The organism is Streptoverticillium olivoreticuli subsp. olivoreticuli (genome assembly GCF_003391135.1).
Classification (GTDB): domain Bacteria; phylum Actinomycetota; class Actinomycetes; order Streptomycetales; family Streptomycetaceae; genus Streptomyces; species Streptomyces blastmyceticus.
On sequence record NZ_CP031455.1, the window covers coordinates 4,341,501 to 4,356,300 of the forward strand.

The following is a 14,800-nucleotide window of genomic DNA, read 5'->3' on the forward strand; positions in this document are numbered from 1 at the left end:
GGCCTCTCGTGTGGCGGCGAATATGGTCGTCGAACATAGCGACGGGCCACGGTAGTCACAAGCCGGTGTAGCGGAGGTCACGCGGCGGTCACGCCAGTTGACGCAGGGTCATCCCGCGGGGACGTCGAACTCGACCGGCAGTGTGCGCAGTCCGCGCATGATGAGCCCGCCGCGCCAGCGCAGCTCCTCCGGATCCACGGCCAACCGCAGGTCAGGAAGGCGGCGCAGCAGCGTCGCCAGCGCCGTCCTGCCCTCCAGCCGGGCGAGCGGAGCACCCAGACAGTAGTGGATTCCGTGCCCGTACCCGAGGTGCTGGTTGTCGGCCCTGGAGAGGTCGAGGGTGTCCGGTTCGGCGAACCGCTCGGGGTCCCGGTCGGCGGCCGCGAGGACGACCAGCACGGGGTCTCCCTCGGCGATGCGCTGCCCCCCGATCGTCAGCTCCTGCTTGGCGAACCGCCAGGTCGCGAGCTCCACCGGGCCGTCATACCGCAGCAGTTCCTCCACCCCCGTGGCGAGCAGGCTCTCGTCCCCCTCGGCCAGCGCTAGTTGGAGCCGCTCGCGCTGCCCGGGATTGCGCAGCAGGGCGTGGAGACCGTTACCGATCAGGTTCACAGTTGTTTCAAAACCCGCAAAGAGCAGAATGAAGGCCATGGCCGCGGCCTCGTTCTCGGTGAGGTGCTCACCGTGGTCGCTTGCCCTGATCAGCCCGGAAATCAGATCCTCGCCGGGGTTCTCCCGCTTTCGGTGGATCAGTTCCGCCAGATAGGTGCGCATCTTCTTCACCGCGCGGGCGACACCGCCGCGCGGCCCGCCGCCGTGGCGGATCATCATGCCCGCCCAGTCGCGGAAGTCGTCCTGGTCCTCGCCCGGCACCCCGAGCAGGTCGCAGATGGCGTAGATGGGGAGGGGAAAGGCGAACTCGTGAATGAGGTCGGCGCTCCCCTTCTCACAGAAGTCGTCGATGAGCCGGTCGGTCAGCTCCTGGACCCGCGGCGCGAACTCGGCGACGCGCCCCGGCGTGAACGCCTTGGAGACCAGCCGGCGCAGCCGGGTGTGGTCCGGCGGGTCGATGTTGAGCAGGTGCGTCATCAGATTGGCGCTGCGCTCGCCCGGGATGCCGACCTTGCCCTTGCCGTGGGCGGACTCGGAGTGGTGCACGGGGTTCTTCGACAGCCGCTGGTCGGCGAGCGCCTGCCGGGCGTCGGCGTAGCGGGTGACCAGCCAGGCGTCCACGCCGCTGGGGAGGGCGGTGCGGTGCACGGGGGCGTGTCCGCGGAGCCAGGCGTAGGTGGGGTAGGGGTCGGCGGCGAATTCCCAGGTGAAGAGGGCGGGGACGGGGGTGGGGGTGGTCTTGTCTTGCACGTCATTGACGCTACCGGGCGGAGTGCGGTCCGCTTCCGGGTGCGGGCCCGTCACGCCTGCGGCGGGCTTGTTCCCCAGCCCCGCCCCTTCCCGAAACCGGGGCTCCGCCCCGGACCCCGGACCGCGCTCCGCGCGGTGTCCTCAAGCGCCGGACGGGCTGATTTTGCCCAGGTCACGTATGACCTCCGCCGCCACTGCCGAAGCCGCCGCTGCCGCCCGGGTTCCACTTCTTGCGTTCCTCGCTGAGCTCCTCCGCGTGGCTGCCGGGGTTCCTGACCTCGTGCGGGAGGACGCGTTCCCCTTCCGCCTCGGGGTGGAGCTCGTCGGATTCGCGGTGCTCGGTGACATAGCCGACCACGTTTTCCTCGTCGTCGTTGTGGCCCGGGCCGTGGTCGGGCGAGACCGGGCCCGTGTCGTGTTCCTGCCGCGTCTGCCACGCGCCCGAGCGCCGCTGGGGCTGGGACGGCGGGGGCGGCTCCTTGTCGCGCTTCCGGAAGCCGACGACGACGGCGATGATCAGCAGGGCGACGACACAGATGCCGACGATGAACTGGGCGATACCCCCGAGCCAGTCGGGGGCGGCGAGGAAGGTGTGCTCGATGCGCATGGGACTCGGGTACCCGCCGACCCCCCGGAAAAGTCGATTTATAGGCCGAACGGGTGCCCGGCCGCTATCCCGCGCCCTCGGCCGAGCGGATCGCGTCGCGATAGACACGGGCCGCCGCCCGCAGCGCCGTTTCCGGGTCCACCCCGTCCGCTTCCGCCCGGGCCGCCAGTGCCAGCAGGTCGTAGCCGACGCCGTCGCCCGCCGGGAGCGTGACGTCGATGCCCTCCGTCCGGACCCGCGAGGCCAGCTTCGCGGCCAGGGCCAGGGCGGGCTGGCCCAGCGGCACGCCCTCGGTCACCGAGTCGCGGCGCTTCTCGTCCGCCTTCGCCCGCAGCCAGTGCGCCTTGACGTCCTCCGGGGTCCGCGCGGACTCCTCGCCGAAGACGTGCGGGTGGCGGTGGATGAGCTTGTCGACGATCGTGCCCGCCACGTCGTCGACCGAGAACGGCTCGTCCGGGTCGTCCTGCGCGATCCGGGCGTGGAAGACGACCTGGAGCAGCACATCGCCCAGCTCCTCGCGCAGCGACTCCCGGTCGCCGGTCTCGATGGCCTCCAGGAGTTCGTACGTCTCCTCCAGCCCGTACTTCGCCAGGTCCTCGTGGGTGCGGATGCCGCTCCACGGGCAGGCGACCCGGATCCGGTCCATGACCTGCACCAGGTCGAGGAGGCGGGCGCCCGGCAGGTCGTACGCGCCGGGGAGCAGCTCCAGGGCCGGCATGTTCTCGCGGCCGGAGCCGGCGAGCCGGGCCAGTCCGTCGGTGAGCGCGGGGTCGCCCTCGGCGGAGGTGAGGACGACGACGTCCCGGCCGCCCGCCACGCAGTGGTCCACGAGCTCGCGGGCGGTGGCCGAGGCGTGCTCGACGTCGATCCCGGCCTCCCGCAGGTAGGGGAGCTGCGGGTGCGCCGGGTCCGAGCAGAGGACGCGGTCGGCTGCGCGCATGGCCTGCCAGGCGGGCCATGAGAGGAGGCCGGGGGCTACGCGGTGGCTGGTGGTGAGCAGGATGATGCGGCCGGAGTCGTTCACGCTCCGACCCTACGGCTTGTTCTGGGCGGGCTCACATGTGCGGCGCCGTCACGCCTGCGGCGGGCCTTTCCCCCACCCCGCCCCTTCCCACAGCATCTGATGCTCGGCTCCGCCGAGGCCGGGGCTCCGCCCCAGACCCCGAAGCACGCTCCGCGCGCTGTCCTCAAACGCCGGACGGGCTGATTTCGCGAACCGCAGCTGGCTTCAGCGTGCCTCGGGGGCCGGGGCGGAGCCCCGGGAGTCGAGCGCCGTTTGGGTCACGTGCAGCCACGGTTCCTGCAACGGCTGCGCCGTTCCCCTCTTCGCGTCCCAGACGCCGTAGCGCGGGTTGACATCCACGCGCATCGCCTCGGACGTCCGCATCAGGATCTCGTTCGTCCGTGCCGTGCCGAACTTCGCGTCCAGCTTCGCCCTTGTGAGGTCCATCGTCAGGGCCTGGTCGATCTGGTCGGGGGCGATGCCGAGCGTCAGGAAGCGGCCGCGCACCGCGGTCGCGCCGCCGTTCGCCCGCTCGACCGCCGTGCGCTGCTCCTGGAGCTCGCGGCGGGTCACCTCGATGCCGTTGTCCTTGCCGGCCCGCTCGACGATGCGGTACTGGATGAGCCGGATGAGGGTGTCCTGGCCGAGCCGGGCGCTGTTCGCCATGAGCTGCTGCCCCTGCGGGGAGGACCGCTGCGCGTCGCGTACGTCCGACACCTGGCTCTGGAGCTGGGTGACGGTGATCCGGTCCTTGCCCACGACGGCCGCGGCGCCCGGGTGCGCGGCCGAGCCGCAGGCGGTGAGGGCCGGTGCCGCGGCGAGGAGGGCGACGGCGGAGACGGAGAGCGCGGTCCTTCGGCGGATCATGGAGCCTCCCGGCAGAGATCGTGCGACGGTACCTGGACCTGGTGGTGATCGATGTTAGGGAGTCCGTGTGGTCCGGGCCACCCGTACGACCAACGATTCGCGGGTGGTTGAGGTGTTCAGGCCCTCACTTGGCCCAGCCATCGGAGGGTGTGCCGGATCTCGGCGGGCAGCGGATGGTGCGGTCCGTGCAGCCGTTCCGCGTCGTGGAGGAGGGCGGCCAGCGTGTCGTGCGCGGCCTGCCGGTCGCCGAGTGACAGCAGCAGATGGCCCACGCGGCGGCGGATCTCCAGCGGGGTGGCGGGGTCGTCGGGGTGGCGCTCGAAGAGCGGGAGCAGCGCCCGGTACTCCGTCAGGGCGGCGACGGCCTCGCCCAGTTGCTCCAGGCACTGGGCGGCGTCGTACTGGAAGCGCAGCACCTGGCGGGCCGCGTGCGGGCCGCTCTCGGCCGCGTACTCCTCGGCGAGCAGCCGCAGTTCGGGCAGGGCGCGCCGGTACTGGCCGTCGTCCATCAAGGTGGCGGCGTACTGCTTGCGCAGGGTCCGTACGACCGTGGAGCGCTCGCCGTGTTCCGCGGCGGCGGCCGGGAGGATGGAGCCGAGGAGGTCGACCGCCTGGGTGATGCCGCCCTGGTCGAGCAGGCGCTTGACCTCCTCGACGGCCTCGGCGACATCGGGGCCGCTGGGGGCCGGGGGCGGCGGGCCGACGAGCGCGGTCGCGGCGGGCGGCACGGGGCCGGAGGCGGTGGCGGCTCGTTCGGGCCAGGGCGCGTGCGGCAGGAGGAAGGGGCGGGTGGGGTTCATCGGCCCGAGCGGCGCGCCGCCCGCCTGCCCTGGCACGGGGAGCAGGGGCGCGAGGGCGCGGTAGGCCTCCTGCGCGTCGGCGAGGCGGTGCAGCGGGTCCTTCGCGAGCAGCCGGAGGACGAGCTCCTCGAGCGCCTGCGGCACCTCCGGGCGGAGCCTGCGCACGGGTATCGGCGGCTCGTAGAGGTGGCGGTGCAGCACGCCCAGGGCCGTGGACCCGGCGAACGGCACTTCGCCGCTGAGGAGTTCGTGCAGCAGCACACCCAGCGCGTAGAGGTCGGTGTACGGGCCGACGGCACCGCCCATGGCCTGCTCGGGAGCCATGTAGGCGGGGCTGCCGATGGGGGAACCGGTGCGGGTCAGGCGGGTGGTGTCGGCGTCGAGGACGGCCGCGACGCCGAGGTCGAGGACGAGCACGGAGCCGTCCGGGCGGACCATGACGTTCCGCGGCTTGAGGTCGCGGTGCACGATCGGCACGGCGTGCACGGCGGAGAGCACCGAGCAGAGCTGCGCGGCCACCGAGACGGCCCACTGCCAGGGGTAGGGGTCGTGCTCGGCGAGGTGGTCGGCGAGGTCGGCGCCCTCGACGTACTGCATGACGAGGTAGAGCTCCTCGCCGTCGCTGCCCGCGTCGTGGACGGTGACCAGACCGCGGTGGTCGACCTGCGCGGTGACGCGGCACTCGCGGACGAAGCGGCGGCGCATCTCGTCGGCGCCCTCGGTCCCGGCCATCCGGTCGGGGCGCAGCAGCTTGACGGCGACGCGGCGGTCCAGGCGGCGGTCGTAGGCCGTCCAGACCTGGCCCATGCCGCCCTGGCCGATGACGGTGGACAGTTCGTAGCGGTCGGCGATGACACGGCCGTTCACTGCCCGTGCTCCCTGTGGTCCCGGGGCTCCCTGCGGAGCAGATCACTGAGTTCGTCGAGTTCCGCGCGCACCTGGTCGATGCGCTGCGGCTGGTGGGGCCTTGCCTGCGGCCGGTGGCCGGGCGGCCCGGGCGGGGGCTGCGGGGGCCCGGGCCGCCGGGGCATGGGCGGCGCCTGGTCCGCGGTCATGGCCTGCGCCGACTCCGGCGAGGGCTGCGGCCGCGCGTGCCGGGGGCGGCGCGGGGGCGGCGGCTGAGGCGGCGCGTACTGCGGGTTGCCCATCTGCCCCGGGACGGGCGCGGGCTGAGGGGGCGTCATGCTCTGAGGCTGCGTCAGGTGCTGGTGCAGGTCCGGAGCGGGCGCCTGACCGTACGGCTGCGACTGCGGCGGGGCGTACGGCTGCGGCTGCGGCTGCGGCTGCGGCTGCGGCTGCGGCTGCGGCTGCGGCTGCGGCTGCGGCTGCGGCTGCGGCTGCGGCTGCGGGTAGCCGTAACCGCCACCGTACGGCGGGGCGGCCGGGAACGCCGGGGCGGCCAGGACCTGCGGCCCGCCGCCCTGTTCCCGCTGGAACCTCACGTCGCCGCGGATGTAGTGGGTGAGCGTGGCCGCGGCGAGGAGCATCAGGCCGGCCAGGCCCGCGTCGTCCCAGCCGGTGCCGCTCAGGGACGGACGCATCATCGACAGCAGTCCGAAGGACACCACCAGCACGACCCAGAACAGCGCCCAGTCCTGGGCCCGTCGGCGCACGATCGCGAGCCGGAGCACCGGCACCCAGCACAGGATCCCCACCAGGCACACGGTGAGCACGATGACGACCACCCGAATGGTGATCACCATTTCCCTGCTGGGTCGCCGAGGCGGAGTGTGGCCGGGGCCGTTCATTGCTGCTCCTGGGGTCCTGGTTGTACCTGAGCCTATCTACCGACTCCGGCACGGCTGCCCCAGTTGTACGGATCAGACGGTGTAACAGGTCACTCCGGCCGGACCGTTCCGTCCGCCAGCCCGTCGTAGAGCCCCTGCACGAGGTGCTCGCCGAGGCGTTCGGCGTCGCGCAGTGCCGCTTCGAAGGCGGCGAGCGCGCGGAAGCGCTCGCCGTAGCGGTGCTGGTCGGCGGGGGGCATGCGGGGGACCTGGAGGCGGCGCACGTCGAGGCGGGTGGCGGTGGAGGCGTAGCTGCTGGCCTGGCGGCGGCCCGCGGTGCCGCGCAGGAATCCGGCGAGGAACCAGGGATCGAGCGCGGCCGGGTCGGGGCGCAGCAGGAACAGCCCGCGCCCGAGTGCGGCTCCGGCGGTGGCCTCGTCGACGACGCGGGCGGCGGTGACGTCGCCCAGCACGGGCACGACGACGTCGTCGCGCCGGAGGAGGACGGGTTCCTCGGCGGGGCCCTCGGGGAGGGTGCCGGAGGGCGCGCCGCCGGACTTCACGTCGTGGTCGGTGAGGACGGGCGGCGCGGGCTCGCCGGGGCCGGGCACGGCGCCGGGGCCGCCGGCGCGCAGCACCAGGGCTCCGGCGCGGGCGAGTTCGCCGACGGTGGTGGTGGGCCAGCGGGCCGGGTCGGCGGGGGCGGCGGGCCGGGCGGGGGCGAGTTCGGCCGTGCGGCGCAGGGCGAGGGTGAGCCGGTCGTGGACGTCGGCGAGCTCGGCGGTGCCGCCGCCGGGGGCGGGCGGCGGGAGGTGGCGGGCGGGGGCGAGGTCCACATCGTCGTCGAGCAGGTCGATGACGGGCAGGGAGCGGCAGGCTCCGGGCCTCTCCGGCACGGTGCCGTCGCGGTCGAAGTCCTCCCAGGCGTCGAGGACCGCGGTCCGCACCGCCTGCCAGGGCAGTTTGTCGCGGCCCGCGGGCGCCGGTCCGGGGGTGCCGGTGGCGCCGGCGGCGGTGCCCGTGGTGTCGACGAGGAGGACGTGCGGGGTGGGCGACTGGTGGGCGCCGGGCCTGCGCAGCACCCACAGGTGCAGGGGGATCCCGTAGGGCGGGGCGGCGCCGGCGGGCAGGGCGATGACGGCGCGGAGCGCGCCGCGGCGCAGCAGGTCGGCGCGGATCCGGCGGCCGGAGCGGCGGGAGGCGGCGGCCGGGGGCATCAGCAGGACGGCGGTGCCGCCGTCGCGCAGCCGGGCGAGGGCGTGCTGGACCCAGGCGAGCTCGGATTCGGTGCGGGCGGGGAAGCCGTACTCCCAGCGGGGGTCGTAGGCCAGCTCGTCGTGGCCCCAGTTGCGCTCGTTGAACGGGGGGTGGCACAGGACCGCGTCGGCGGCCGTCTCCGGGAAGGCGTCGGCGCGCAGGCTGTCGCCCGCGTGGACACGTACGGGGGCGTCGGTGCGCAGGGCGAGGCGGAGCGCGGTGAGGGCGGCGAGGTCGGGGTCGGTCTCCTGGCCGTGGAGGGTGACGCCGGGGGCGGCCGCCGCGTGCAGCAGGCCGCCGGTGCCGCAGGCGGGGTCGAGGACGGTGCCCTTCGCCCGGTGGCCGGTGCCGCGGGCGAGGTCGGCCATGAGCTCGGCGGGGCCCTGCGGGGTGAGGGTGTACTGCCGGGGGTTGGCGTCGAGGTGGCGGCCGAGCAGGAACTCGTAGACCCCGTCGGCGCCGCGGTGCGCGGCGAGTTCGGCGGCGCCGCGCACGAGGGCGGTGGAGGCGGCCAGTCCGTCGGCGGTGGGCAGGGCGACGGGGTGGCCCCGCCCGAGCCGGGCGGTGAGCACGGCGTCCAGGGCGGCGGGCAGTTCCGCGGCCAGCTCGGAGTCGGTGAGCGCGGCCAGCCGGAGCCAGGTGGCGGGCCGGTCGCGGACGAGGAGGAGGACGGCGCCCGCGTGCCGGAGGGCGGTGGCCGCTCCGGCGGGGTGGCCCGTGAGCTGCTGCCAGGTCCGCTCGTCCGGGGACACCTCGGCGAGCTTGCCCTGGCGGCGCAGCCAGTCCTCGACCTCGGCGAGGGCGAAGGCGGGGCTGGTCTCGGTGCCGCCGACGGGCTGGGGGAAGTCGGCGTGGCGGCGGCGCCAGTTGCTGACCGCCGCCCGGCCCACTCCGGCCAGCCGGGCGATTCCGGCCGCGGTCACCTCGGCTGCGCTGTCCGGCACCGGGCTCCTCCCCCTCGTTCCCATCGTCTTTCGAGCCATTCGCTGTGGTGCCGAGCATACCCGCGGGGGTGGGGCGAACCCCTTCACAGGCGTGAATCGACCAATCCCTGTGAACCATGTTGACTCGGTTCACAGCGTCTGTTGTGATTGACCCATCGGTTCATTGAACTCCTCCACGCCGAAAGGTGTCAGTCATGGCTCACCACGCCCACCACCAGCCCGGGCAGCGGAACTGGTTCGCCCGGCACAAGGTGCTCACCGCGGCCGGCGCGATCGTCGCGGTGATCGCCGTCGGCGCCGCTGTCGGCGGCGGCAGCGGTGACGGCGACGACAAGGCCACCGCCGCCACCGGTGCGGAGAACACCGCGGAAAAGAGCGGGGGCGGCGACAAGGCGAAGAAGAAGGCCGACATGTCCGGCAGCGGCACCTACCAGGTCGGCAAGGACATCAAGCCCGGCACCTACCGCTCCACGGGCAACAAGCTCGGCTGCTACTGGGAGCGGGCCAAGGACTCCAAGGGCGAGCTGGACTCCATCCTCGCCAACGACAACGTCGTGGGCTCCGGTTATGTGACGATCGCCGCCGACGACAAGCTCTTCAAGACCCGCGGCTGCAAGGGCTGGAACCTCGTCACCGACGAGAAGACCGGCACCCCGAAGAGCGAGGTGTCCGGCAACGGCATGTACCGCGTGGGCGTCGACATCGCCCCCGGCACCTACAAGGCCGACGGCAACAAGTCCGGCTGCTACTGGGAGCGCGACAAGGACGCCCTGCACGGCATGGACTCCATCGAGGCCAACGAGAACGTCACCGGCAGCGGCATCGTGACGATCACCCCCCAGGACGCGTACTTCAAGACCAACGGCTGCGCGAACTGGAAGAAGACCGCCTGACACCGCCCGGAGCGAAAGCAAGATCGATCGAAGACCGGCCGAATCGGGTTGAACCACACAGAGCCGCCACTCGTCCCTCTGAAAGGGCCGGACACCCCGCGACCGTGTCCGCGCGGAGATTTCCGACAGCCGTCACAGGGACACGCCGCATCCTGGACACTTCACTGAGGCCCCGGAGACCCCCGGAGCCCCGGAGAAGACCAGAGAAGAACCAGAGAAGAAGAGGACACCCGCATGGACTCGGCCGCAGCCGCCACCGGACCGGCACCCGCCCGGCGAGCGGCCGAGGAAGCACCCCGCACCCGGCCCGGCACGAACCTGCGCGCACCCCGGCTCGACCCGTACTGGCTGGCCGGCGCCCTCTTCGTCCTCTTCACCGCGCTGTCCGTGTGCCGGCACCGCCGCATGCTCACCATGTCCTGGGACCTGGGCATCTTCGAACAGGCGATACGCGGCTACGCCCACCTCCAGGCGCCCGTAGTCGACCTCAAGGGCCCCGGCACGAACATCCTCGGCGACCACTTCAGCCCGGTCACCGCGCTCGTCGCGCCCTTCTACCGGCTCTTCCCCTCCCCCGTCACCCTGCTCGTCGTCCAGGCGGCGCTGTTCGCCCTGTCCGCGATACCGGTGGCCCGGCTCGCGGCCGGGCTGCTGGGCCGCAAGCGGGGGCTGGCCATCGGCATCGCGTACGGACTGTCCTGGGGGGTGCAGCGCGCCGTCGACTTCGACTTCCACGAGATCGCGTTCGCCATGCCGCTGCTGGCGTTCTCCCTGGAAGCGGTCGTCCGCAAGCGGTGGAAGGCCGCGGTCTGGTGGGCCGCGCCGCTCGTCCTCGTCAAGGAGGACCTCGGCATCACCGCCGCCGCCATCGGCGCGCTCATTCTCGTCCGGCTGCGCTCCGGAAAACAGCGCGACACCCGCGCCACCGCCCTCGCCTGTGGCCTGCTGGCCTTCGGGCTCGCCGCCACCGCCCTCACCCTCGGCGTGATCATCCCGAGCTTCAACAGCGGCGGCGCGTACGACTACTGGGACAAGCTCAAGGGCGGCGACGGCCCCGCCCCCGTCATCCCCCTCGACACCGCGGTGCGCACCCTGCTGTGGACCCTGCTGCCCACCACCGGACTGCTGGCCCTGCGCTCACCCCTGCTGATCGTCGCCCTGCCCACCCTCGGCTGGCGGTTCGTCTCCCACGAGGAGCACTACTGGGGCACCGACTGGCACTACAGCGCCGTCCTCATGCCAGTCGTCTTCATCGCCCTCACCGACGCGCTCACCGGCGCCGGCCGCAGCCCCCGGCCCTGGCTGCGCTCCTACGCGAGCCACCTGCCCGGCGCCGTCCTCGCCGCCGCGCTCGCGCTCACCGCCTCGCTGCCGCTGTACTCCCTGACCCAGGGCGCCACCTACCGCGTGACCGACAGCGTGCGCGCCGCCGAGCAACTGCTCGGCCGCATCCCCGACGACGCCACCGTCGAATCCGACGTCGGCCCCATCAGCCGGCTCGCGGGCCGCTGCCGCGTCTTCTGGATCGGCGACACCCGCGGCATCACCCCCGACTACGTGGCCCAGCACGTCCTCGACGGCAGGGCACCCGCCGACCTCATAGCCGACGCCGAGAAGCTGCACCCCGGCGCCCGCTACACCCTCCTGGGCAGCGACGGCGGCTACGCCGTACTCGAACGGGTGCGGCCGACCGCGCCGTGACCGGCCTCACGACCCCAGGATCGTCGTCAGGAACTCGCCCGTCCACGCCAGCAGCTCCCGGCCCACCAGCGGCTTCCCCCCGATGGGGCGGGTCGCCGGGCGCGGCACCAGGATCTGCTGCGTCGCGGGCTTCATGACCGTACGCGGATACAGCCGCTTCAGCCGCAGCTCCTGCGACTCCCGCAGCTCCACCGGGCCGAACCGCACGTTCGCGCCCTGGAGGGTGATGTCCGAGACCCCGCACGCGCGCGCCAGCATCCGCAGGCCCGCGACCAGCAGCAGATTCTCCACCGGCTCCGGCAGCTTGCCGTAGCGGTCAGTGAGCTCCTCGCGGACCGCGCGGATGTCCTCCTCGCTGTTCGCCGAGGCGATCGCCCGGTACGCCTGGAGGCGCAGCCGCTCGCCCGGCGCGTAGTCGTGCGGGACGTGCGCGTCCACCGGCAGCTCGATCTTCACCTCCAGCGGCGCCTCCTCCTCCACGCCGCCCTCCAGCGAAGCGCGGTAGTCGGCCACCGCCTCGCCGACCATCCGGATGTAGAGGTCGAAGCCGACGCCCGCGATGTGACCGGACTGCTCGCCGCCGAGGAGATTGCCCGCGCCGCGGATCTCCAGGTCCTTCATCGCCACGTACATGCCCGCGCCCATCTCCGTGTGCTGGGCGATCGTGGCCAGCCGCTCGTGCGCGGTCTCGGTGAGCGGCTTCTCCGGCGGATACAGGAAATAGGCGTAACCGCGCTCGCGGCTGCGGCCCACCCGGCCGCGCAGCTGGTGCAGCTGCGACAGGCCGAAGTTGTCACCGCGCTCCACGATCAGGGTGTTGGCGTTGGAGATGTCGATGCCCGACTCCACGATCGTCGTGGAGACCAGCACGTCGAACTTCTTCTCCCAGAAGTCGACCACGACCTGCTCCAGCGCGCTCTCCCCCATCTGCCCGTGCGCCGTCTGGATCCGGGCCTCCGGCACGATCTCCCGCAGCCGCGCGGCCGCCCGGTCGATGGACTCCACACGGTTGTGGATGTAGAAGACCTGGCCCTCGCGCAGCAGCTCGCGCCGGATGGCCGCGCCGATCTGCTTCTGGTCGTACGGACCGACGAAGGTCAGCACCGGGTGCCGCTCCTCCGGCGGGGTCGTGATCGTCGACATCTCGCGGATGCCGGTGACGGCCATCTCCAGCGTGCGCGGAATGGGCGTCGCGGACATCGTCAGCACGTCGACATTGGCACGCAGCTTCTTCAGCTGCTCCTTGTGCTCGACGCCGAAGCGCTGCTCCTCGTCGACGATGACCAGGCCCAGGTCCTTGAACTTCGTCTCCGACGAGAACAGCCGGTGCGTGCCGATGACGATGTCGACCGAGCCGTCCCGCAGCCCCTCCAGCACCGCCTTCGCCTCGGTGTCCGTCTGGAAGCGCGACAGCGCCTTCACCACGACCGGGAACTGGGAGTAGCGCTCGGAGAAGGTGCCGAAGTGCTGCTGCACCAGCAGGGTGGTGGGCACCAGCACCGCCACCTGCTTGCCGTCCTGCACCGCCTTGAAGGCCGCGCGGACCGCGATCTCCGTCTTGCCGTAACCGACGTCGCCGCACACCAGGCGGTCCATGGGGACGGACTTCTCCATGTCCTCCTTGACCTCGGCGATGGTGGTGAGCTGGTCGGGCGTCTCCGCGTACGGGAAGGCGTCCTCCAGCTCGCGCTGCCAGGGGGTGTCCGGGGAGAAGGTGTGGCCGGGCGCGGCCATCCGCGCCGAATACAGCTTGATCAGGTCGGCGGCGATCTCCTTGACCGCCTTCTTCGCCCGCGCCTTCGTCTTCGTCCAGTCCGCGCCGCCCAGGCGGTGCAGCGTGGGCGCCTCCCCGCCGACGTACTTCGTGACCTGCTCCAGCTGGTCGGTGGGGATGTAGAGCCGGTCGCCGGGCTGGCCGCGCTTGGCGGGCGCGTACTCCACCAGCAGGTACTCACGGGTGGCGCCCTGGACGGTGCGCTGCACCATCTCGACGTAGCGGCCGACGCCGTGCTGCTCGTGGACGATGTAGTCACCGGCCTGGAGCGTCAGCGGGTCGATGGTCTTGCGGCGGCGGACCGGCATCCGGCCCAGGTCCTTGCTCACCGACTTCTGGCCGGAGAGGTCCGTCTCCGTGAGCACGGCGATCTTCAGGCCGGGGTCGACGAAGCCGTTGTCGAGGCTGCCGCACGAGACGTGCACGACGGACGGCGCGAGAGCGTCGATGTCGGCGTCCAGCCGGGCCGCGATCCCCTCGCCGCCCAGCACCTCGACCGTACGGGCCGCGGGGCCGTGGCCCTCGGTGACGAAGACGGTGCGCCAGCCGTCGGCCAGCCAGCCCTTGGTGTCCGCCAGGGCGCGGGCGGTGTCGCCGCGGTAGCTCTCGGGGGCGTGCATGCCCAGCTTGAGGGTGTCGCCGTCACCCTCCTCATCAGCAGCACTGAGTCCATTGTCGCCAGAGGCGAACTGACTGACCGACCACCACATCATGCCCAGCTCGCGCGCCCGGTCGCGGACGTCCGCGATGCCCCACAGGGACGCCGCGTCCACGTCGATCGGCGCCTCGCCGCCGCCCGCGGTCGCCGCCCAGGACGCCTGCAGGAACTCCTGGCTGGTGGCCACGAGATCGGCGGCCCGGGTCCGCACCCGCTCCGGGTCGCAGACGACCGCCATGCTGCCCACCGGGAGGACGTCCAGCAGCAGCTCCATGTCGTCCACCAGGACCGGGGCGAGGGACTCCATGCCCTCCACCGCGATGCCCTCGGCGATCTTGCCGAGGAGCTCGCCCAGCTCCGGGTGCTCCTCGGCGAGCGCGGCGGCCCGCTCGCGAACGCTGTCGGTCAGCAGCAGCTCACGGCAGGGCGGCGCCCACAGGCCGTGCTCGGCGGCCTCCAGGGACCGCTGGTCCGCGACCTTGAAGTAGCGGATCTCCTCGACGTCGTCGCCCCAGAACTCCACCCGCAGCGGGTGCTCCTCCGTGGGCGGGAAGACGTCCAGGATGCCGCCGCGGACCGCGAACTCGCCGCGCTTCTCGACCAGTTCGACCCGGGCGTACGCGGCGGCGGCCAGCGCCTCGGTGACCTCGCCGAGGTCGGCACTCTGCCCGGTGCGCAAGGAGACGGGCACCAGGTCGCCGAGCCCCTTGACCTGCGGCTGGAGCACGGAGCGCACGGGCGCGACGACCACGCTCACCGGACCCGCCGCCGGGTCGTCCGCGCTCGGGTGCGCCAGCCGGCGCAGCACGGCGAGCCGCCGGCCCACCGTGTCCGAACGCGGCGACAGCCGCTCGTGCGGCAGCGTCTCCCAGGCCGGATACTCCGCGACGCCGTCCGGCGGCAGCAGCGAGCGCAGGGCCGCGGCCAGATCCTCCGCCTCCCGCCCGGTGGCGGTCACCGCGAGCACGGGCCGCCCCGCCTCGCGGGCGAGGGCGGCGACGGCGAAGGCGCGCGCGGCGGGCGGACCGACCAGGTCGACATGCGGCCGGTGACCGTCGGCGGCGGCCTTCACCGCTTCGGCGAGCGCCGGATCATTGACGACGGCGTCGAGCAGACCGTGCAGACTCATGAAGGGCTTCCGTCCCGGGGGTGGGCAACGCGAACGACCCGACGCGTGGATACGGGCCGGGGCTGGGTCCCAGCGTAC

General features: G+C 73.0%; 10 protein-coding genes. 2 read left to right on the top strand and 8 right to left on the bottom strand.

Annotated elements, in window-relative coordinates; genetic code table 11:
- Positions 1-108 precede the first annotated feature (108 nt).
- From DXZ73_RS18905 to DXZ73_RS18935, 7 genes are all read right to left on the bottom strand, one after another.
- Positions 109-1,362 (bottom strand): cytochrome P450 family protein, encoded by a 1,254-nt coding sequence (locus DXZ73_RS18905; protein ID WP_116212157.1) that lies wholly within the window; start codon positions 1,360-1,362, stop codon positions 109-111.
- A gap of 172 nt (positions 1,363-1,534) precedes the next feature.
- Positions 1,535-1,969 carry a DUF6479 family protein gene (locus DXZ73_RS18910; RefSeq protein ID WP_116212158.1) on the bottom strand — a complete coding sequence of 145 codons (435 nt, stop codon included), beginning with the start codon at positions 1,967-1,969 and terminating at the stop codon, positions 1,535-1,537.
- A gap of 64 nt (positions 1,970-2,033) precedes the next feature.
- On the bottom strand, positions 2,034-2,993 hold the full coding sequence (locus tag DXZ73_RS18915; RefSeq protein WP_116212159.1) for a nucleoside triphosphate pyrophosphohydrolase: 960 nt from the start codon (positions 2,991-2,993) through the stop codon (positions 2,034-2,036).
- A 204-nt stretch (positions 2,994-3,197) separates the two neighbouring features.
- Positions 3,198-3,839: a SurA N-terminal domain-containing protein gene (locus DXZ73_RS18920; protein ID WP_116212160.1), complete on the bottom strand. Its 642-nt coding sequence runs from the start codon at positions 3,837-3,839 to the stop codon at positions 3,198-3,200.
- 116 nt (positions 3,840-3,955) lie between these two features.
- Positions 3,956-5,506, bottom strand: a complete 1,551-nt coding sequence (locus DXZ73_RS18925) for a serine/threonine-protein kinase (RefSeq protein WP_116212161.1) — start codon at positions 5,504-5,506, stop codon at positions 3,956-3,958.
- Entirely contained in the window at positions 5,503-6,342 is an 840-nt protein-coding gene (locus DXZ73_RS18930) for a hypothetical protein (protein ID WP_116212162.1), read from the bottom strand. Before DXZ73_RS18930 ends, DXZ73_RS18925 begins: the two co-directional genes overlap by 4 nt.
- A 134-nt stretch (positions 6,343-6,476) precedes the next feature.
- Positions 6,477-8,591: an N-6 DNA methylase gene (locus DXZ73_RS18935; protein WP_205519353.1), complete on the bottom strand. Its 2,115-nt coding sequence runs from the start codon at positions 8,589-8,591 to the stop codon at positions 6,477-6,479.
- Positions 8,592-8,761: 170 nt separating this feature from the next.
- Between DXZ73_RS18935 and DXZ73_RS18940 the strand changes: the two genes are divergently transcribed.
- Together DXZ73_RS18940 and DXZ73_RS18945 are read left to right on the top strand one after the other, a co-directional pair.
- Positions 8,762-9,460, top strand: coding sequence for a hypothetical protein (locus DXZ73_RS18940; protein WP_116212163.1), 699 nt, complete (start codon positions 8,762-8,764; stop codon positions 9,458-9,460).
- A 234-nt stretch (positions 9,461-9,694) separates the two neighbouring features.
- Complete coding sequence (locus tag DXZ73_RS18945) at positions 9,695-11,161, top strand: DUF2079 domain-containing protein (protein ID WP_116212164.1); 1,467 nt, start codon at positions 9,695-9,697, stop codon at positions 11,159-11,161.
- 6 nt (positions 11,162-11,167) lie between these two features.
- Here DXZ73_RS18945 and mfd read toward each other — a convergent pair whose 3' ends face one another.
- Positions 11,168-14,722: a transcription-repair coupling factor gene (gene mfd, locus DXZ73_RS18950; RefSeq protein ID WP_116212165.1), complete on the bottom strand. Its 3,555-nt coding sequence runs from the start codon at positions 14,720-14,722 to the stop codon at positions 11,168-11,170.
- Positions 14,723-14,800: the final 78 nt, after the last annotated feature.